This is a genomic window from Ekhidna sp. (genome assembly GCF_963691765.1).
Lineage (GTDB): Bacteria > Bacteroidota > Bacteroidia > Cytophagales > Cyclobacteriaceae > Ekhidna.
Genome location: NZ_OY829375.1, coordinates 1,032,990 through 1,054,371 on the forward strand (window position 1 = coordinate 1,032,990; position 21,382 = coordinate 1,054,371).

19 protein-coding genes are annotated in these 21,382 nt (G+C 40.7%); 5 read left to right on the forward strand and 14 right to left on the reverse strand.

The window, feature by feature from the left end; translation table 11 throughout:
- Position 1 precedes the first annotated feature (1 nt).
- The 5 genes from ACY650_RS04970 to ACY650_RS04990 all read left to right on the forward strand — a co-directional run bounded on the left by ACY650_RS04970 (position 2) and on the right by ACY650_RS04990 (position 8,113).
- Positions 2-2,173, forward strand: coding sequence for a xanthine dehydrogenase family protein molybdopterin-binding subunit (locus ACY650_RS04970; protein ID WP_462252352.1), 2,172 nt, complete (start codon positions 2-4; stop codon positions 2,171-2,173).
- A gap of 65 nt (positions 2,174-2,238) precedes the next feature.
- Positions 2,239-3,258, forward strand: coding sequence for a helix-turn-helix domain-containing protein (locus ACY650_RS04975; protein WP_462252354.1), 1,020 nt, complete (start codon positions 2,239-2,241; stop codon positions 3,256-3,258).
- A 92-nt stretch (positions 3,259-3,350) separates the two neighbouring features.
- A complete protein-coding gene (locus ACY650_RS04980; RefSeq protein ID WP_462252356.1) occupies positions 3,351-4,925 on the forward strand; it encodes a PQQ-dependent sugar dehydrogenase in 1,575 nt (524 codons plus the stop codon).
- A gap of 137 nt (positions 4,926-5,062) precedes the next feature.
- Entirely contained in the window at positions 5,063-7,012 is a 1,950-nt protein-coding gene (locus ACY650_RS04985; RefSeq protein ID WP_462254385.1) for a TonB-dependent receptor family protein, read from the forward strand.
- A gap of 69 nt (positions 7,013-7,081) precedes the next feature.
- A complete protein-coding gene (locus tag ACY650_RS04990; protein ID WP_462252358.1) occupies positions 7,082-8,113 on the forward strand; it encodes a bestrophin family protein in 1,032 nt (343 codons plus the stop codon).
- Here ACY650_RS04990 and ACY650_RS04995 read toward each other — a convergent pair whose 3' ends face one another.
- From ACY650_RS04995 to ACY650_RS05060, 14 genes are all read right to left on the reverse strand, one after another.
- Positions 8,114-8,926: an SDR family NAD(P)-dependent oxidoreductase gene (locus ACY650_RS04995; protein WP_462252360.1), complete on the reverse strand. Its 813-nt coding sequence runs from the start codon at positions 8,924-8,926 to the stop codon at positions 8,114-8,116. It abuts the gene before it with no gap.
- Positions 8,927-9,610, reverse strand: coding sequence for a histidine phosphatase family protein (locus ACY650_RS05000; RefSeq protein ID WP_462252362.1), 684 nt, complete (start codon positions 9,608-9,610; stop codon positions 8,927-8,929).
- Between the two features lie 3 nt (positions 9,611-9,613).
- Positions 9,614-10,684, reverse strand: a complete 1,071-nt coding sequence (locus tag ACY650_RS05005) for a phosphotransferase family protein (RefSeq protein ID WP_462252364.1) — start codon at positions 10,682-10,684, stop codon at positions 9,614-9,616.
- A gap of 2 nt (positions 10,685-10,686) precedes the next feature.
- Positions 10,687-11,913, reverse strand: coding sequence for an acyl-CoA dehydrogenase family protein (locus ACY650_RS05010; RefSeq protein WP_462252366.1), 1,227 nt, complete (start codon positions 11,911-11,913; stop codon positions 10,687-10,689).
- A 7-nt stretch (positions 11,914-11,920) separates the two neighbouring features.
- The gene (locus tag ACY650_RS05015; protein ID WP_462252368.1) at positions 11,921-12,682 is read right to left on the reverse strand and encodes an SDR family oxidoreductase; all 762 of its coding nucleotides are present in this window, start codon (positions 12,680-12,682) and stop codon (positions 11,921-11,923) included.
- Positions 12,683-12,774: 92 nt separating this feature from the next.
- Positions 12,775-15,129 carry a GAF domain-containing protein gene (locus ACY650_RS05020; RefSeq protein ID WP_462252370.1) on the reverse strand — a complete coding sequence of 785 codons (2,355 nt, stop codon included), beginning with the start codon at positions 15,127-15,129 and terminating at the stop codon, positions 12,775-12,777.
- A gap of 102 nt (positions 15,130-15,231) precedes the next feature.
- On the reverse strand, positions 15,232-15,876 hold the full coding sequence (locus ACY650_RS05025) for an MOSC domain-containing protein (protein WP_462252372.1): 645 nt from the start codon (positions 15,874-15,876) through the stop codon (positions 15,232-15,234).
- A gap of 4 nt (positions 15,877-15,880) precedes the next feature.
- A complete protein-coding gene (locus ACY650_RS05030; RefSeq protein WP_462252374.1) occupies positions 15,881-16,639 on the reverse strand; it encodes a TSUP family transporter in 759 nt (252 codons plus the stop codon).
- A gap of 4 nt (positions 16,640-16,643) precedes the next feature.
- Complete coding sequence (locus ACY650_RS05035) at positions 16,644-17,807, reverse strand: molybdopterin molybdotransferase MoeA (protein WP_462252376.1); 1,164 nt, start codon at positions 17,805-17,807, stop codon at positions 16,644-16,646.
- The gene (gene moaA / locus ACY650_RS05040; protein ID WP_462252378.1) at positions 17,807-18,793 is read right to left on the reverse strand and encodes a GTP 3',8-cyclase MoaA; all 987 of its coding nucleotides are present in this window, start codon (positions 18,791-18,793) and stop codon (positions 17,807-17,809) included. The genes ACY650_RS05035 and moaA overlap by 1 nt, the downstream gene beginning before the upstream one ends.
- Complete coding sequence (gene moaCB, locus ACY650_RS05045) at positions 18,790-19,683, reverse strand: bifunctional molybdenum cofactor biosynthesis protein MoaC/MoaB (protein ID WP_462252380.1); 894 nt, start codon at positions 19,681-19,683, stop codon at positions 18,790-18,792. Before moaCB ends, moaA begins: the two co-directional genes overlap by 4 nt.
- The gene (locus ACY650_RS05050) at positions 19,684-20,127 is read right to left on the reverse strand and encodes a molybdenum cofactor biosynthesis protein MoaE (protein WP_462252382.1); all 444 of its coding nucleotides are present in this window, start codon (positions 20,125-20,127) and stop codon (positions 19,684-19,686) included.
- Positions 20,124-21,143: a molybdopterin-synthase adenylyltransferase MoeB gene (gene moeB / locus ACY650_RS05055; protein ID WP_462252384.1), complete on the reverse strand. Its 1,020-nt coding sequence runs from the start codon at positions 21,141-21,143 to the stop codon at positions 20,124-20,126. Before moeB ends, ACY650_RS05050 begins: the two co-directional genes overlap by 4 nt.
- Positions 21,143-21,382, reverse strand: a complete 240-nt coding sequence (locus ACY650_RS05060) for a MoaD/ThiS family protein (protein ID WP_462252385.1) — start codon at positions 21,380-21,382, stop codon at positions 21,143-21,145. Before ACY650_RS05060 ends, moeB begins: the two co-directional genes overlap by 1 nt.

Genomic DNA, 21,382 nt, shown 5'->3' on the forward strand with positions numbered 1-21,382 from the left:
CATGGCAGAAAAAAAGAAACTTTCCAGACGCAAATTCATTGTGCGCACGTTGCTTGGAGGTACCGGAGTACTCCTAGGGGCAACCTATTTAGGCAGAAATACATTGAGACGTGGATTTTATGATTTAATGGATGATCCTAGCATGCTGACGTATATGGGTGATACAGAAAACCCAGTTATCTGGTTTCAGATCTCCAATGATAATGTGGTGACATTGCATAGTCCGAAAGTTGAAATGGGTCAAGGCACATTTACAGGGATGGCGCAGATGGCAGCGGATGAATTAGAAATTGATGTAGACAATATCCAGGTGGTACACGCCGCAACCTCAACAGGTAACATCGACCAAATGAGCACAGGTGGTAGCACCTCCATTGCTGGGTTTTGGCAACCGTTGCGTGAGCTCTCAGCTACTATGCGAGAAATGATCAAAATCGAAGGAGCAAAAAAACTGGAGCTTGATGTAAGTCAGGTAAAAGCTACGAATGGTACAGTTTCAGGAGGTGGCAAAACACTTACCTATGGTGAAGTGGTAGATGGCGTTACTGAATGGGAAATACCTGATGTACCAGCCCTTAAAGATCCAAATGATTATAAATATGTGGGGAAACCAGTGCCTCGTGTTGACTTGGTTGATAAAGTAGTTGGAGCTCCAATTTTTGGAATGGATGGTGAGTTCCCCAATATGCTCTTTGGTGCAGTAGCAAGACCTTCGAAAATTGGGGCCAAATTTATCAGCGCAGACACTAGCAAAGCTCAAGGGATGCCTGGTGTAGTCAAAATCGTAGAAGAAGTTGATTTTGTTGGAGTGGTTGCGAAAAGTATGATTGAAGCTGAAAATGCTAAAAACGCGATCTCAGTAAAATGGAATACCGATAAAAGCTGGGAAACAGAGGATATTGAAAATCTAATTCAGGTTGGAAATGGTAATGATATGATCATTCAGAAAGAAGGCAGTTCTGGATGGGAATCAGATGCAAAAGAAGTAGATCAATTTTATTCAGCAGAATATAGTTCACCAATTGGTGCCCATGCCCAGATCGAGCCAAATGGAGCAGTAGCCATTGTAGAGAATGATACGGCTACACTTATGATCTCTACTCAAGTAGTGAAAATAACACGTTCCGAGGTGGCTAAAAGACTGGGATTGGATGAAGAGCAAGTAAACATCGTCCCAACTTTTTTAGGAGGCGGATTCGGAAGAAGACTACACACTCCTCATGCCGTGCAAGTAGCAGTAATGTCTAAGGCAGTCAATGCTCCTGTAAAGTGCTTTTTTAATAGAAAAGAAGAATTTCAGAATGACACATTTCGACCTCCTACACATCATGTGATGAAAGCACAAGTCAACGACGAAGGCGTAATAACAGCACTACAACATGACTTTGCATCAGGAGATGTTGCCATAGATTCTGCTTTAGTTCCTGGTTTTGCTCATACCATTGTTGGTACCGATATTGGCGCTATCAGAGGTGGACAAATTCAGTACCGCAACATTGAGAATGTAAGGGCAATTTCTTGGCACGTAGAATTGCCATTTGCTACCAGCTGGTGGAGAAGCTTAGGCCTCCTGGCAAATACTTTCGCTATTGAAAGCTTTATGGATGAATTAGCCATTAAAAAGGATAAAGATCCAATTCAAATGAGACTTGACTATATCCAAAATGATGAAGCAGGTAAGCGATTACGAAAGGTAATCGAAGTAGCAAGAGAGAAAGGTGGATATGCAAATACGGCTAATGGCAATCGAGCGATGGGATTTGCGGCTTCAACTGACGCTGGAACTCCGTGTGCTCACGTCGTAGAAGTACTTGTTGAAAACAATGAAATAAAAGTAGAAAAAGTCACTTGTGTCATCGATCCTGGATTTGCGGTTAATCCTGATCAGGTAAAAGCCCAGTGCGAAGGAAGCATCATTATGGGAATGAGTGCTTCGTTATATGAAAAAATGTACGTAGAGAAAAGTGAACTTCGTCCAACGATTTATGGGCCTTATAAAATGGCGTTGATGAGGCATGCACCTAAAGAAATTAATGTGGAAATCATAAACGGCACTGGAACACCAGGCGCTGTTGGAGAACCTCCTCTTGGGCCTATTGCTGCTGCAATCGCAAATGCAGTATTTAGAATTACCGGAAAAAGATTGAGGCAAATGCCACTTTCTCTAGCTTAACCATTCAATTCATAACTTTAATTTTGTCTTCTAGTCAAGCATGCAAATGGCTAGAAGGTTAAGCTATGAATTTTCTTTTTCTCTTTGCTAGTCTCGGTGTTATCAATGGTGTTTTTGTAAGCACCTATCTCCTGTTCAGAAAAAAAAAGATCCCTTCGGATATCTATTTCGCAGGAATGATTTTGATGCTTTGCATTCGAATAGGTAAATCAATTCACTATTACTTTTTCCCAGAGACCGATCGATTCATCTTACAACTCGGGCTTTCAGCTTGCATATTTATAGGTCCATTATTTTTTCTCTATGCGAAGGCTTATCGCAATAAGCATAAGGAGTATCAGAAACTTGACCTGATTTTACTAATCATCCTTTTACTAGCAATTTCAATTGTTGGTTGGATATTCCCCTATCGATCAAATCCAGAAATCTGGAACACAATGATCGTTCAAGGAATCTACCTAGTGTGGGCAATTTTTGTTGTTCTCGGTTTAATCCAGTCTTACGCAGTTTTAAGTAATTCACATTGGAAATCAATTGGTGACAAAACATACTTCATTGTTATTTTAATTGGCATCGTATTCATTACACTCACCTATCAACTTGCCTTACATATCGGCTTTACCTATATCTGGGGTTCGTTTATTTTCTCTACGCTATTCTATGTTCTAGCTTTTCGAACACTTTCAGCTGGTAAGTCCGTAACCCCAAAATCTCCAGCGGGAAAGATCAATGACGGAGAACTAATTCTTGAAAAAATCGATGGCTTGATGCGGACCGAAAAACTCTACAAAAAGCAGGAGTTAAAACTAGAAGATATTGCGTCAAGCATAGGTCTCAGCAGGCATGAAGTTTCCCAGGTATTAAATGAGGTCTACACTCATGGGTATGCGAATTACATTAAAGCGTACCGAATTAAAGAAGCCAAGGAATTAATCGCAACTCGGCCAGAATTAAGCCTCGAAGGAATTGGTCATGAGTCTGGATTCAAATCAAAGTCAGTATTTTTTGAATCTTTCCGCAACATTGTTGGATCCACACCAGCGGCGTACAAAAAGCAGCTTGACACCAAAACAAGCAAGGAATGAGTTCGGATTGATCAGATCGGACTTCTAGACCTGAAATTTGACGGTTACTCGCACATCTATCTCGTATTCTTGAAAAATCAAATTAACGAAATATGAGAAAACTAATCTTACTAATATCAACCTTAGCAACTATCTGTTTGCATGCTCAAACAGACTATGATGACATTGAGACCACCGTTCAAAAATTTATAAAAGGTACGGTCTATAATTATCCCGATACCATTCTTGCTGCGTTTAATCCTGGCTCAAAAATGTTTCTTCATTCACCTGACAATCCAACCTGGGAGGTAAGTGTTGAACAATATGCATCGTGGTACGGACGCAAAGCTCCCGGTACTATAAACAACCGGCCGAGTAAGATCATCAGCATCGAGCAAGTGTTGAATGTCGCCTATGCCAGAGTAGAGGTGCTGTTTCCAGCCAATGGACATCGATATAATGACCTACTACTTCTTAAAAAATTCCCCGATGGTTGGAAAATAATTGCCAAATGCACCTCAGCAGAACCTATTCCAAAGCGTCCCGATGAATTGATCTCAAAGCCATCAAAAAAAGTCATTCTGGAGGGATTGAAACGTCCTTGGAGCATGGCTTTTATATCTGAACATGAGGTGCTAATTGCTGAGAAAGATGGCGAATTGCTTCAAGTAAACCTTTCTACCAACAAACGAACTCCAATACAAGGATTACCAAAAGATGTTGCTCGAGCTGTACTTATCGATACCACAAAGTTTGAAAAGGGAATTTTTCCCGGCGGAGCACATGGCAAGGAATTGAGTTTTAACGCTGGTTGGTTTCAAGTGCTCCTTGATCCAAAATTTTCTGAAAATAAATACATATACCTTTCGTATGCTGCAGAAAATAAGGACCGAGCAAGCGCCACAAAAGTGATTCGAGGTATACTCGATGATAATAAAATAACCAAAGTCGAAACACTTTTTGAGGCAGGGCCATACGCTCATGGATTGTTCCACTATGGTGGCGGTATGATATTCGGACCTGACGAAAAACTATATGTCACACTTGGAGAACGTAATTTCCAGGAGTATTTAAATCCAGATCCCCCCGTAGCTCAGGATCTTTTAGATAAAAGAGGGAAGATCATTCGAATCAATAAAGATGGCAGCATTCCTCATGACAATCCTGACTTTGGGCCTAATGCAATCAAAGGTTTGTATGCCACTGGAATTCGTGCTTCGCAAGGATTAACCATTGATTCTGAAACCAACAACATCTGGTTTAGCGAACATGGAACCATTCAAGGTGATGAATTAAACATTCTTACTGCCGGAGCTAACTACGGATGGCCATACGCCACAACGGGCAAGTATCGATCCATAGAATACAAACCGAATGTGCCCGATAAAATCAAACTAACTGACCCAATATATAGCTGGGACAAGACAGTGGCCCCTACAGGACTTGCCTACTATCCTGGCGGAGATTTTCCGTTATGGAAAGGCAGCTTATTGGTTCCAGGATTAAGCAAGGGAAGCCTTTGGCGGATAACTATTGCAGATGATCAAGTAATAAGCACGGAGGAATTATTTGTTAATGATCGTGTCCGTCTTCGAAAAGTTGCGATTTCGCCCAGAGGTAAGATTTATCTCCTAACCGACGAAGAAAACGGTAAATTGATTCAACTCGTCAATGGGAATGGTTATTAGTTTTTATTTGCGCCACATTAAATATTGAAGTCATCAAAAAACAACTATTCAAAACCTTATTCATTGCTGTATTTAGTGCTTGTGCCTGGAAGTCTCAGGCACAAGCGCAGGACACCATTTACTATTCCAGTTATCAACTGCAAGAGGTTACTGTCTCTGCTCCCAGGCTTCCGAATGCAAAAACGGAAGTCCCACTATCAATAGCATTACTGGATAGCGGCACATTGATATCTTCTAATCAGAACTTATCGATAAAAGAATACTTGCAGACTGTGCCGGGTGTCTATGTACAAAATGCAAACAACTTTGCGCAGGATGCAAGAATATCAATTCGTGGGTTTGGAGCAACGGCTGCATTTGGCATTCGTGGAATTAAATTAATTGTAGATGGCATTCCAGAAACAACACCGGATGGCACTGGACAACTGGACAACCTAAATCTTGACCTTATTGACAAACTGACTGTAATCAGAGGGACAGCATCTAGTCTATACGGAAATGCCTCAGGTGGCGCCATCATCGTCAATTCCAACTTTGGGTTCCTAGAAAACTTTATACAATCTGAGACCATGTTTGGATCTTATGGTTATTACTCCCAATCACTAAGTGGCGGAGTAAAAGATGATCAGACAATCTATACTGGGCATGTTAGATTTTTTGGAAGTGATGGCTACAGAGATAATAGCAGTTTCAAACAAGTCAATTCAAGGATAGCCATTCAACATCGCCTAAGTGATCGATTGAGAGCTGTAGTTATTACTGAGTTGGTAAATAGCCCTGAAGGTCAAGATGCTGGTGGCCTCACCTTAGAAGATGCAGAAGATAACCCTACTCAGGCCAGAGACAGAAACCTGACTTTCGATGCAGGTGAATCTATTCAACAATGGAAAGTGGGTACAAGCATTGATTGGCATTGGACAGATAACAAGCAGCTAAACACCTATGCTTTTTTTAATAGAAGAACTTTTGACGGTAAGTTACCATTCGAAGGTTCAGGGCAAATTGAACTCGAACGAAACTACTTCGGGTTTGGAAACAAGCTGGACTTACAAATAAATGAGCATGCAATAAAAGTAGGTTATGATGTACTATCGCAGGCTGATGATAGGAAGAGGTTTGACAACTTGGAAGGTGTGAAAGGTGACCTGGTCTTTGATCAAATTGAATCATTCACCAACCTGGGAATTTTTGTTATGGATTATGTAGAGCTTGATCAGTGGTATTTGACCGGGGGATTACGTTTCGATTTAAATAAGTTAAAAGCAGACGATCAATTTCTTAGCGACGGTGATGATTCCGGAGATATCAACATTTCTAATTGGAGCTATCAAGTCGGAGTAGGCAGAACACTCAGCTCATCTCTTCAAACCTTTGCTAACTATTCCAACAACTTCGAAACACCGACTCTTAATCAGCTAAGTAATCGTCCGGATAACAGTGGTGGATTTGAAGAATTGGATGCTGCAACAGCCTCTTCCGTTGAGCTAGGCTTCAGGTGGCGACAAGAAAAATTCAGCGCCGAGATTGTTGGATTTAACACTCAAACAGAAAACGAATTGGTGCCCTATGAGCTTGCGGCATTTCCGGAACGGACGTTCTATCAGAATGCAGGAAATACCAGTCGTAATGGATTAGAATTTTCAGCAAGATATCTAGGTAAAACATTTAGATTCATGACTTCTTATACGTATTCTGATTTTAGTTATGAGACTTTTGTACAAAATGGAACAGACTTGGATGGGTTTACACTACCAGGAATTCCGCGTCATCATGCTGCTTTAAATGTGGTATTTAAACCAACAAATGCATGGGAAATTTCATTACCTTTGGACTACGTTGGAAGCTTGTTTGCTGACAATCAAAATCAAGAGGAGGTTGATTCATACTTAGAAGCAAATCTTTCCGTGCGATATACTGCTCAGGTGAATAATTTAAAGATCGAACCGTACTTTGGAATTCGTAATCTGACAAACACCTCTTATTTCGACAACATTCGTATCAATGCTTTTGGAAATAGATATTACGAACCTGCACCAGAAAGAAATTTCTATGTAGGCCTTGCGATTAGACTAAATGACTCGAAATAATAGACATTCTGGGTCAGCTTTCTAGGAGCAGCTTTCTATGATTATATTTAATCGAGAAAGTCAGAACCTATGTACGTAAATAAGAATTTTAGCTTCACCAGTGTCATGAGATTCTCCGGAGGCCACATTGTTTGGCTGACAGTCTGGAGTGTGATCATGACAGTGATTTATGAATACACACCCTTCTCATGGTCTATTCCATGGCTTCCCTTATCCGTAGTGGGTACTGCGGTTGCATTTTATGTAGGTTTTAAAAACAACAGCGCTTACGATAGACTTTGGGAGGCAAGAAAGATCTGGGGTGCAATTGTGAATGATAGTCGTTCGTGGGGAACCAACATCCGAGGATATATTTCTGATGTCTTCAAGAATGCGACAGAGACAGAAATTAAAAAATGGAGGCAAAAACTCATTTACAGACACATAGCATGGCTTTACACGCTAAGGAATCAACTACTTATCCCAACGCAATGGGAACATGTGAGTATCGGTAAACATGTGAGTAAAGTAGCAAAACAACGCCAGAAGAGATGGGGAATCGGGTTGCACGAAGATGGCGGAATGACTCAAAAAGAGTTGGAAAAGTACCTCCCTAAGGATGAATATGACCGGTTGATTCAATATCAAAATACAGCTACTCAAATCATTGATGAGCAGAGTCAAGATCTTTTGGAACTCAGGAAGAATGACCTGATCGATGATTTCCGTCACATGGAACTTCAAAATGTCCTTAATTCCTTCTACAATCATCAAGGAAAGTGTGAGCGAATCAAAAAATTCCCTCTGCCACGACAGTACGGAAGTATGAGTTTCATCTTCATAGGTATTTTCATTTTTCTGTTGCCATTTGGGATGGTTTCTGAGTTTGCCAAGCTCGGCGAATTTGGAGCCTGGCTTTCCGTTCCATTTACGGTTCTGATTGGATGGGTTTACCTGATGATGGAATTGGTGGGCGACTACTCTGAAAACCCATTTGAAGGATTAGGTAATGACATCCCCATGCTCTCTTTATGTAGAACCATAGAGATCGATTTACTAGAAATGATTGGTGAAGATGATATACCTAAGCCAATTGAAGTGAAGAATGGTGTGTTGATGTAGCTATGAAGCAAACTTCGCAATCATCTTTTCAAATTGCTTGTTCACCATTTTTGGAAACCATTTCTTAAAGAAGAAAGCACGGCGAGCTTCTTTAGGATGTATTATATGAAATTTTCCTTTCGCAGACTGCGTAAGCACCACTTCGGCCATTTCTTCGGCATTCGTAGTTGAATACTTCATCTGCTTTTGAGCAAAATTGACAAACTTCTGAGAGCCTGAGGCGTCACTCATGATATTTGTTTGAAAGAAGGTTGGCGTTACCACGCTCACGTGAACACCCTTCGGTTTTAACTCATGATGCAAGGTCTCAGCAAATGAATAGACTCCTGCCTTTGCCACATTATACGCTGACATTCCGGGTGCATTCATAAAACCGGCAGCACTACCTACATTAATGATCATGCCTTTTTGGGCTTGGATCAAAGGAAGTAAATAATGACAGCCGTAATACACACCCAATAAATTGATTCGAATCATTCGCTCCCATTGGTCCAACTTATAATCCTGAAACAATTCTGCGTCACCAATTCCCGCATTATTGATAAGCAGATCAACTTTAGCATTTTGCTTTTCGAGTTCTTCAACTACTTTTTCGAATGCCAACTTATTACCAATATCTAGTTTATAAATAAACACGTCAGAAGCCTTTTCAAGTGTAGGCTTGAGTTGTTCCAATGAGTCATAATTGATATCCGAGAGGTGTAATGTCCAACCATTGTTAGCTAACAATGTCGCAAAAGCAGCTCCAAGACCTGAACCGGCTCCGGTGATAAAAGCAGACTTATTCGGATATTTTTGATTCAGTATGTTCATCTATCTATAGGTAATTAATTGAGAATTATGATCCAGGTGACTGTAGTCATTGTAAGTGCTAAGAGATAATTTACTCTTACCTACCAGCACTTTCGTAATACTGCTATTTACTAGTCTACCTTGTAGATCTACAAATTGTTTTTCATTTAGCGATAAAAGCTCGATCAGGGCTACTGATATTGGTCCGCCAGAAGTAAAAACCCAGGCGATCTGCCCTTTTTCCAGCCTGGCAGCAAGTGCATTCAGGGCATCTAAAACACCCTGCTTAAATGTTTTCCAACTTGTAGCGTAGGCATGTTTTTCATCAATCCAATCCAGTATGGAATCATTGAGCACTTGCTGCAAAGCCTTCATAGGATTTTCTTGTTTTTGTAAATACTCCCCGATAGCCACATAGTCAGTGAATGCAGGATTGTGCTTGGTAAGCAGATCCATGTGATCATACTCGTTCCACCTTTCATCTACCACAACATCCACAGTACTGCCAAATCCATCCATGCAACTCTCAAAAGTCTGCTGATGCCTATTGAGCGAGCCAGAGCTGATGTAATCAGTGCGCTGATTCCGCTCTTTTAGTGCCCTTCCTAAAATCTCAGACTGCTCTTTCCCTAAATCTGAAAGTTGATCATAATCACTTTTGAGAAAGCTTGCTTGACCGTGCCGTATGAGATAGATCATCGCCATGAGCTATGCTTTTTGCTTCATTACATTTTGACATGTCTTGATTAGATAGACAGATATCATCCAGAAGTTTTTAAAGGCTTTATTTTTGGTAAAGCCTTTGGAATATCTATAGTATATCTGCTGAGCGATCCCTGCCAATCTGAATAATCCATATACTCGATAAAATCTGAAGTCATCAATTGATCTACCAGTTTTTTGTGCATAATACTGGATCACCTCATCTCTTTTGATCATCCCATCGGCATTGCTTGGCTGTCTTCGCATCGATTTGATAAAGAAATTATCATCTTCATGCACCCAGTAGGCCAAACTACTTCCCAAGTCCATTAGTGGGTCGCCTATAGCCGCAAGTTCCCAATCCAAAACTCCAATTATATGTGCCGGATCATTCGCATCCAGAACAACATTGTCTAACCGAAAGTCATTGTGAATAATGCACAGATTTTCTTCTTTAGGCATATTTTCCTCCAACCACTTCATCACCTTTCTACCTGCCGGAACATTCCATGTTTTTGCATCTGCATAGCGTTTATTCCATCCAGTAATCTGTCTTTCGACGTATCCTTCACCTTTACCTAAAGTGTCTAATCCTTCTTTCAGGTAATCTACCTGATGCAATTCTATCATCTTATCCCAGAAAGAATAACAAAGCGCCTGGGTCAAATCTTTATTCCAAGAAACCTCCTTAGGTAGATTCTTTCTTGGAATCATTCCTTCCAATCGATCCATCAGATAGAAGGTGGAGCCCAGAACTTCTTCATCCTCACAAACAGCAATCATTTCAGGAACGTAAGCGTAATGGGGTTTCAATTTCTTCTGAAGGTGATATTCCCTCGGCATATTATGTGCTCCGCCTGCCTTTTTACCTAGAGGTGCTCTCCGCAAAATGATGTCTCTATTGTCAAATTTGAGTCGATAAGTCCAATTTGAAGCACCTCCTGAAAACTGAGTGATTGCAGGAGTTCCTTTCAGGTCCAAGCCCTGCGATTCGATCCAAGGGAGTAGAATATCTAAATCCAGTTCTTCACCTTGCCTTTGTTGCTTCTCCAAATCTTTGATCTCAATCTTGCTCATGCTTAGGTCAGGTATTTTTTAAACTCTAATCTTGAGATCATGCGCATGTGCACTTCATCCGGACCGTCTGCTAAGCGTAGAGCCCTGGCTTGTATGAAAAAAGCTGTGAGAGGAAAATCATCTGATAGCCCTCCTCCTCCATGGATCTGCATGGCCATATCTGTGATATCTTGAAGCACTCTGGGCGCTACGACCTTGATTGCTGAAATCTCAGTCATGCTTTCTCTTACTCCAGCTTGATCAATTTTCCACGCTGCATAATGCGTTAACAAACGAGCCTGATCAATGTCTATTCGAGCTTTTGCAAATCGCTCTGAGTTACCGCCAAGCTTCGCTAGCAGCTTACCAAATGCTTCTCTGGTGCCACTTCTGAAAATTGCAAGCTGTAATGCTCGTTCTGCAGCCCCAATACAGCGCATGCAGTGATGAATTCTACCCGGACCAAGCCTGCCTTGAGCAATAGCAAAGCCAGATCCAAAGTCCATAATCAGATTTTCTTTCGGCACCCTCACATTGTTGAAATGCACTTCACCGTGTCCTGCAGGTGGATCATATGCCCCAAATGTATTGAGCATCCGTTTCACCTCTACACCCGGAGTATCCAGTGGTACAAGGACCATGCTGTGTTGTTCATGCCTACCTCTCCCCTCATCTTTTGTTTGGCCCATCACAATTGCAATCTTCGCATCCGGATGGCCTAACCCTGTAGACCACCACTTTTTTCCATTAATGACTATCTCATCTCCATCAGCTGCTATAGAGGTTTGAATGTTGGTTGCGTCTGAACTAGCCACATCTGGTTCGGTCATACAAAACACCGATTTCATTTCTCCGGCAAGAAGTGGCTTCAACCACTTTTCTTTTTGTTGCTCACTACCAAAATGATAGAGCACTTCCATATTGCCAGTATCGGGTGCATTGCAGTTAAAGATTTCAGCGGAATTGTACACCCTACCCATCTCTTCCGCCAATGGCGCATAGTCTAAAACACTTAATCCTTCTCCCAATTCACTATCCGGCAGAAAAAGGTTCCACAAACCTTGTTCTTTGGCCTTAGACTTCAGCTCCTCCAATTTCGGATGCTCGGTCCAATTTTCCCAATGACCATCTGCATTGTTTGTTTTATGATATTCGATGTAGTCGCGTTCGAATGGAAATACATGCTCTTGCATGAAAGCCTTCAGCCTTTGCAAGTAGTCTTGAGATTTTTGGGAGAGTTCGAAGTTCATATACGTATTAAAATTTTCGAAGCATTTTGGCTGTCATGAATGGCATGATGAGTTTAAAGAAATACCATGGCCAAAACGGAACATAGGAATTTGCTTTCTCCTTATTGATTGCTTTGACCAGCAGCTTAGATCCTTTATCCAATGAAATCATGAATGGCGGTGGCTTGCCAATAGAATCGGTCATCTCCGATTGGATGTACCCAGGAAAAATGGAAGATACTTTTATAGGCTTCTTGAGCACATCTATGCGAACACCCTCTGTTAAACTTCTTAAACCTGCTTTAGTAGCCGCGTAAACGGTCATTGCAAATGGATATCCTCTAAATGCCGACATGGATGAAATAGCAACCAGGTGTCCATGATTCTGCTCTCGGAATATTTCCATGGCTGCTTCCATCTGACTGATGGCTCCGCAAAAATTGGTGATGGCCGTTTGCATATTGGCTTTTGCGTGGCCCTTACCCAAGGATGCTCCCTTCCCCATGCCTGCATTCACCACAACTCTATCCAACTTCTCGCCTACATCATGAAAATCTTGGTTGAAAGCTCTAAATACCTCAAAAACCTGGTCTGCATCTGTTACATCAAGGGATCTTAGGAATACTTTACTTTCAGGGTTTATTTCGTGAAGCTGCTTCTTTAATTCCTCTAGATTTTCAACCCTACGGGCACAAAGTGCCAAGTTGCAGCCTTGCTTCACAAATTCTATAGCCATGCCTTTCCCAAGTCCGGAACTGGCACCAGTAATTAATATATTCTTTCTCTTCACTAGTTACTTATTAGTCTCTAGCGTAAGATAATTGAATCAGCTTTGTCGAATGAAATTTATTTTACCCCGAAGAATAAGTACTACCAAGCGTGTTACTCAGCAGAAGTTCCTTCTTCTATTTCACGGATCAGTTCGTCTACTCCCATGGAGCCAGCGTAATCCACAGCTACTCTTAAGGCACGCAAACCATGAACTCCCTGCAAATCTTCTAAAGCTACATCTTCAATTTTAGGCTTGAGATACCCTTTTGAGGATAGAAATTGTAAATAGGTTCGGTATTCGTTTGCATCCTGCTCTTGCGAATAAACGATCACAATGTGACCTGGCTGAGTAATGCGTTCCTTGGTTCCTTTGATATGTGCCTTATCTACGCGCTTTTTGATAATCTCATATCGTGCATTGTACGCACCTTCCACATCAAATTTCTTTTCATCCATTCTGAAATGCACAGAAAGTGGCGTGCTATATACAAGAATCAAAGAAGCGATCTCTACAGGAGCCGTCAATTCCTTCCGCAGCGAATGGAATTCATTTTCCATCTCGCACATCACCAGGAGCTGCCATAGCCGAAGATTGCGCAAGAAGATTTCGCTGAACGTCTTGTCGTTGGTAATGGACTGCCCGATATACATATTAAACTCTACTCCATCCGTTTTGTAACGTTCGAAGTAATGAGGAAACATTTCCTGTGCCTCGATCTGCTTTTTATCCAGGTATGAAGCAAGCCTTTGATTAATCAGATTGACGCTTGTATCGTATTTCTTTCGTTCCTCGTAAACAGTACGCAAATCGGCATCGAGCATAGATTCATACTCCTCTACCAATTCTTTCAATGCACGATCATCATTTTTGAAGTGATCGAAAACTGGATAGACATCATCCTTCAAAAAGGACAATATTCTGTGTTCACTTCCAGCTGCAAGGTTTTTCTTTAACTCGCCATTGAATCCGTTTAAGCGATGAAGTAATTCATCCAACACCGGCAACGGCTTTTCTTTATTGGCGGTTTTGAGGACTTTGGTAACTCCATTTAACTGCTTAATCAGATCTTTGCTTACCGCCCTGTTTCTTCGTTCGGAAGACCCTTTAATATCTAGTTGACCATAAAGTGGATAGAGGTGATCAAAAACAATATCCGTAAACATCGCTTCTTCTCCCTCTTCTTGTTTATTGATGAACTTCATCGCCTCCTCTTCAAATCTCCATTTCACTGATGAATGTATAGTTGTACACTCCTGCTGAATAACAGCCTCAACCAAATTTTGAGATTCTGTCTGGAAACGTTTCTTAGCCATCGAAAGAATTGGAACAATCTGACCCAACATGTCAAGGGAGCCACGATTTAGCTCGTATTTATTTTTCGATCCAAGCTCCATAAAGCCTAGCAGTTCACCTTCATGAACAAGTGGTGCAATGATATAACTCTTATATCCAGAGTCTTTAAGTTTTTGAGCCATTCCTGTGCCCGAAACTTCGTGAAAATGATCGGCGTCTGTGACTACAAATGGTTCCTTTTTAACAAAAAGTTCCTGACAGCTAAACGGACAAAAGTCTTTATCACAACTTAGCCATTCCCCTTCCTGCAAAAGGATGCTGTTAACATCTCTATGATCAATCGGAAGCAACATTTCGTTCTCATAACTCACAATACCAATTGATAGATTTGTATTGTTGAGCATCCTCCGAACACTGTGTTGAATGTTTTCAAACGTATTATCAGACTTAACTAACAGGTTTGATGTGATATTGCCAATGGATTGATCGGCTGTTACATCCACCAGGTTGACAATGTTGATCCCACGCATGATCCAACTATTTGGTGGAAACTTTTGCTTCCAGAGGTCCATGTCATCAAAATTGTTGATGAGTTCTTCAAAGTCTTCTTGCGTAATTTGAACAGCCTTATCTGTCGGAATAAATTCTGAAAGATCTGCATTTATCAGCAGCTTGTAAACACGGTTAAACCCTTGTGCTTTGTTTTCTATTTCCAAAAACTGCGGAGTGGAGCCACCAATCTGATAGCCAAAATATTTTCCAAGAATAAAATAGCAGCAGTACTTATAGAAAAGGTCTTCGTCTACATCTTTCATTCGAAATTCGAATGGCTCACCTGATGCACTTACAATATTGTCGAAACGCTCAGATGTGTAGATAGGCTCAAAATAGAACGGAGGTGTTAGAATCTTGATCTCATTGGTGCTGAGAATAGACGGAAAAAGTGGCTTACTAAGCTTATCAAATGATTTTTGATACTTTTTAAGCTTTGTTACGTCCGAAATACCATCTTTTAATTCAGGATATTTTTCAACTTCTTTCAGCAAGTCTTTGGCATAGCTTGCCTGCCCAGCATCCTTGCTTTTTGCCATTTCTTCCAGCTGCTCAATGAGTTTAAAAAAACTCACATGCATGATTGCTGGAAATTCTACCTCTTTACCATTATAAATCATGACTCCTCTATTTTGCTCTAAATCGCTCTATAAAGATACATTATGTACCGCAGAGGCTGAATAAACGTAAAAAAGCCAAATAAGATTCCGTGATTTTCCCTTTTATGGAAGCCTTGTTAAAATCACCTCAAAATGATCAACCCAATCCTGGGGCAGACTAGGGGAATCAACTGCTTTTTGTAATAGCTCTTTATCATTTTTACGAGTGGTATAAAGCTGTATTACTTCCCTTACACTTAGCTGATGTCCATCTTCCTTTATTTTCCTGATTTCATCTCCTGCTTCAATCGTCCCTTCTTGCAAAACCTTGAAATAAAATCCGTTTTTCTCAGCTTTCATGAAGTCTTTGATAAACCTTGAATCACCCATTCGAATGCCTAGTTTAAAGCATGGCATACGAGGGCTTGTCACCTGAAGCAAGATTGATCCCAACTCGTATACATCGCCAATAAAAGTATTGGTCTCGTCCAATCCGTAAGTGGAAAGATTTTCGCCAAAGTTTCCTTTTTCAAAATGCAAATCTGAGCGCTCCTCTTTCCAAAATTCATAATGTTCTGCAGGATAAGCATACACTGCCTTGTCTACTCCTCCATGTACTTTCAGGTCAGCCTGCTTGTCTCCTTCAACATTGAAGGTCGAGACTCTCACCGGACCATCAACTTTGTTTTTAAAAATGCCAGTGGAAATTTCGTGTCCATTAAATTCCGCTTTCGTCAGTTTGCCAACATAGATTGAATCTAAATGCATAAGCCTATATTTTTATCCCGCATCCATGGAGAAGTAACAGCCTAAGTCCTACATACATCACTAGTGCGGCTGTCAGTAATCCAATGATTTTTGTATTGAACTTTTTGTTAGATAGATAAGAACCGATCATTCCACCTATAAACACTGCTATGATCAAACGAATGGTCAGCTGACTGTCAAAAGTGAATGTATTTACGGCTAACAGTCCTAAAAGCCCAGAAAGTGAATTAACAAGTATAAAAACGGAAGCCAAAGAAGCAATTTTCCGTGCATTCTGCCAGTTCATCATATTCAACACTGGTGAGAGGTAAATGCCTCCTCCAATACCTGATATACCTGCAAAGAAACCTACTAATCCGCCAAGACCTAGCCGTTTCCATAACTCAAAGTCTCGCATTTTAACACGATCTTCAACATACTTGGTAATCATTGATAAGGAAGACAAAATCAAAAGGCTACCCAAGATCAAAAAGAACGTCTTTTCAGATAACTTCATCTGGGCACCTAGATAAGCCAATGGTATGCTGGGTATGATGAATGGCCAAAACAACTTCCAGTCAAAGACCCGATGGCGTACATACATCATCGTCCCAATGGTGACTACTGTGATATTCAGAAGAAGGGCGGTAGATCGAATCTCATAGAAGTCTGTCAAAAATATACTCATGATAGCGAGGTAGCTTGAGCCGCCACCAAATCCTACTGATGAATAAAACAGCGCGACAAAGAGAAATATTAATGGAAGGAGTATCTCTATCTCCATGGCATTAAATTAATAAACACTCAATGGGATCACCCTTACTGTACTGAACAGGTCCTTGTACAAAGGCCAGCGCATTTCCTTGTGCCATAGAATGAATCATGGAAGATCCTTGACCATCTAGAATGGAAACGTGATTATCCTCAATCAACGCTTTCAAGAAGACCGGCCGATCAAATTTCACTTCGTATTCATGAGCAATGGGAACATTAATCTTCATGAGCCCATTTCCAGTGCCACCGGATAGCCGTTGGAGTAGAGGTAGCACATGTACATAAAAACAAGTCAGAGAAGAAGCTGGATTTCCTGGAAGCGCAAATACGTATTGATCATCTCTCCTACCGAAGTAGAGTGGTTTTCCTGGCTTTTGAAATACTTTGTAAAAAATCTCTTCTACATCATTTTCTTGAAGTGCCTGCTTGACATAATCGTAATCGCCAACAGAAATCCCTCCTGTAATGAGTAACACATCACATTGTTCTAAGTTCTCATCGATACCATCTGCAATTGCTTCTAAATCATCAGCGATTTTTTGCTGAGAACCACAGTAAAATCCGTGATCTTGAAGAGCTGTTGCCAAGGTCTGACTGTTAGATTCATAAATCTGCCCAGTCTCCTTTTTTTCACCTGGCTCTATTAATTCATTTCCAGTTGCAATCACGTGGATAACAGGTTGCTGATAGGCAGCTACTGAACCATACCCCAATGAACTTAACACGCCCACAGTAGCAGGAGTTACTTTATGGCCTTTCTTAAACACCACTTGACCTTCGGCTATTTCAGTCCCCTTTCTCCTTACATTTTTTCCATCTGTAACCTCTTCTTCTAAAATCAAGGTAGTTCCCTCAACTTTAGTTTTCTCCTGCATTATCACAGCAGTTGTATTTTCTGGCACCTTCCCCCCAGTAAAAATCCTCATAGCTTTTCCATCGGAAAGTGAATTGCTAGAGGTATTTCCCGCAGCTACTTCGCCAATGATTTCAAATTGTTGCGCAAAGCCACAAACTGCGTAACCATCCATTGCAGAATTGTCAAAAGAGGGTAAGTCGAATGGAGAACTTATATCTTCTGATAAGTAGCAACCTAGCGATTGAGCCAATGGAAGATTGTCTTGAATCAACTTTACCTTTTGTTGATTTACTAATTCGAGTGCTTCTTTAATTGATACCATTAGCCTCCTATTGAAATCATGGAACGGTTATTTTCGTATTGATCGGCATCCATCTTTAGTTCCATACCATCACGTGAATACTTCTTTGTTTGGATCGTATCCAGAATTAATTGGTCAATGGATTCGCCATTGCGGTATGGACCAAGGATATCAGTTTCAGAATTTGCAAAAAGACAATTTTTCATTTTTCCGTCGGCAGTCAGCCGAATGCGATTGCAGTCCGAGCAAAACGGATTTGTGATCGTACTAATTATGCCAAAAGTCCCTTTATGCCCTTCGACTTGATAGTTGTTAGAAGTACTATGCTTGGGATTTTCCAAGGTGTCTACTTTCCCAAAGGCACGCTGAGCTTCATTTAGAATTTCTTCCTCACTCACGCCTTTGCTCCAATCCCATTTATTCCCCTTAAATGGCATAAACTCAATAAACTTCACCACCACATTTTTATCCTTCGTAAGGGCGATAAAGTCTTTGATCTCTTTTTCGTTTACTCCCTTAATAAGGACCACATTTAGTTTAATCTGAAATCCTCTTGATATCCCATCTTGAATATTCTGCATGATGCGATCGTAATAATCTCGTTTGGTGATGAACGCATTTTTCGCTTTATCCAAGGAGTCTAAACTCACATTGATCTTCTTCAATCCAATCTCTTCAAAAAGATCGTAGTACTTATCTAAGAGGATTCCATTGGTAGTAAGCTTAAGTGTAATATTTAGCTTGGTCAATTCACGGACTAAATATTCGAAGTTCTTACGCACCAAAGGCTCTCCACCTGTTAATCGAATCGTATCAACCCCTAGATCAACATAGGTTTTAGAAATGGCAATGATCTCTTCCAATGTCATGATGCTGGGTTTTTCCATCAGCTCAATACCCTCTTCTGGCATGCAATAGAAGCAACGCAAGTTACACCTATCTGTAAGTGAAATTCTTAAGTAGGTATGAGGTCTCCCAAACGAATCGATGATTTTGGCTTCAGTCAATGACCACCCCCTTTCAACACATGAAAAACGTGAAATAAATGCGGAAATACTGCATTCAGGCAGTCCGAAACGCCACCAGTAGAACCAGGTATAGCTAATATTACTTTGCCATTTTTAATTCCTGCGACTGACCTTGATAGCATCGCATATGGCATCCGCTCTTGACCATACCTTCGCATCTCTTCTTCCACACCATGAAATGTTGCGTCGAGCAATGGCCTTACGGTATCTGGCGTAATATCACGTGGACCAACACCTGTCCCGCCGGTAAAAATCAGTAGGTCGGTTACCAATTCATCTACTTGCTTTTGAATAAGTTCAGATGAGTCAGGAATTACTTCATAGGAAGATTCCAACCCAAACTCTTCCATTTTGGAGAGCAATAATTTGCCTCCTCTGTCTTCTTTATCCCCACTAGAAACCGAATCTGAGCATACTACTATTTTACAAGAAAGGCCCTTTGATGGCTTATGATAGGTAGATTTCCCACCAGTCTTTTTAAGTAATTTAATCGTGCTGATCTCTACTTCTTTGTCTACTGGTTTAAGCATATCATACATATTCAAAGCAACGATACTTGCTCCATGCATTGCTTCTACCTCCACCCCCGTTTTATAGATAGTTTTGACTGTCATTAAAATCGTAATTTCTAAACCATCTATCTCATACTCAACTCCAGTATACTCAATAGGCAAGGGATGACAATCTGGGAGCAAATCGGGTGTTTTTTTTACCCCAAGCAAACCCGCTGCTCTAGACATTTCGAACACATCACCTTTTGGAATCTGACCATTATTAATGAGGTCTATGGTTTCCTGGCTACCCACCTTTACTATAGCCTGTGCGGTAGCTACTCTTAGCGTATTCGATTTATGTGTGATATCTACCATTTATTGATTCACTTTCCATTGATGGGTTTCATCTTCAAATATTTCTTTGCCAAAAACTGGGACTTTGGCTTTAATCTCTTCAACCAGGTAGTTGCATGCTTCAATTGCAATTTTTCTATGAGCAGAAGAGGTGAATACAAACAGGCACAGTTCTCCCGATTTCACTTGACCCAAACTGTGGTAGATGTGGCAGCAAGTCATATCAAACTGATCGAAGGCAGATTCTCGTATTTCGTGAAATACTTTTTCAGCCATCTCTTCATATGCGGTATAATCAATGGCTTGAACAATATTACCATCAATTTCGTCTGCTCGAACCTGACCCAGAAAAATGCTGTGCGCCCCTATATTCGTTTTCGACTGATGATTGGCAATCGATTTTGCAATCTTCTCTGGAGGGATTGGCCCATCCATAAATACCTTCTTAGGTTTCTTTTCGCTCATTGTATTAATTCTTCTATTCCTCCTGCGTCTACCAAGTTAGAGAATCCAAATTCTTTCTCTAGCAGCTCAATCGCTTTTTTACTTCGAATTCCCGACTGACAAAAAACATGCACTGCCTGATCCTTAGGTATCTCGTCATTACGCTCTTTCAATTGATTCAATGGGATTTCAATCAGATTATCATTTGAGGGTCTTGGCTGTTCAAAAGGTTCTCTAACATCAAGATAAAGATGACTTACCTCTGAAAGCGAGCAAATGGCCTGCTCCAATTCTAACGGTTGATTCTTAATCTTATTTATCTCATCTTCCTTTCGTTGGAATTGAATCAGTTGATCCTGCATTGTGAGTGTATCTAAGATCTTGACTTTACCAGACAAGGGTGTTCCAACACCCAGAATGATTTTAAGAGCTTCCGTTGCTTGCATCGTGCCTAATATTCCTGGCAAGACACCAAGCACACCGGTTTCTTCACAATTACTACTGTCCTTGTAATGGTGATTAGGATACAAACACCGATAGCTAGGACCATTTTGATAATTAAACACGGATAATTGCCCTTGGTACTTGTAGATAGATGCCCCAACAAATGGTTTTTTAGCTTTCACACACGTATCATTAATCAAATATTTTGTCTGAAAATTATCGGTACCATCTAAGATTAAATCATACTTTGAAATAAGTTCGATGGCATTATCAATTCCGAAAGGAACATTGAAAGCATTGATGTTAATATGGGAATTCCGACTATTTAGCCTATCCTTCGCGGCTTCAGCTTTATTCTTACCTAAATCGTCTTCGGTAAATAGCACTTGCCTATGAAGGTTGGACTCATCCACCTTATCAAAATCTATCAATCCAATATTCCCAACTCCCGCAGCAGCTAAATACATGGAAGCTGGGCAGCCAAGCCCACCAACTCCAATAATCAGAATTTTTGCAGCATGTAGCTTTTCCTGACCTTCAGCACCAATCTCAGAAAGCTTTACTTGTCTATCATATCGTGAAAAATCAGTCATCACCCGCCGGCAAAAGGTGGTAAAAAGGCAACTTCATCTCCATCCTTCAAATCATCCGCTGGGGATAAAGATTGGTTAACTGATAGTTGGAAAGAAAGGTCCCCAATCGTCTGATACTTGGAAAGGCAATTAGCTTTTAAAACCTCCAGACTGTTCTTAACATCGTCTAGTTCCATTCGCTCTTCAGCCACTCCTGTTGCTTCAGCAATCGCACCGAAATATTTTACTACTACTGCCAT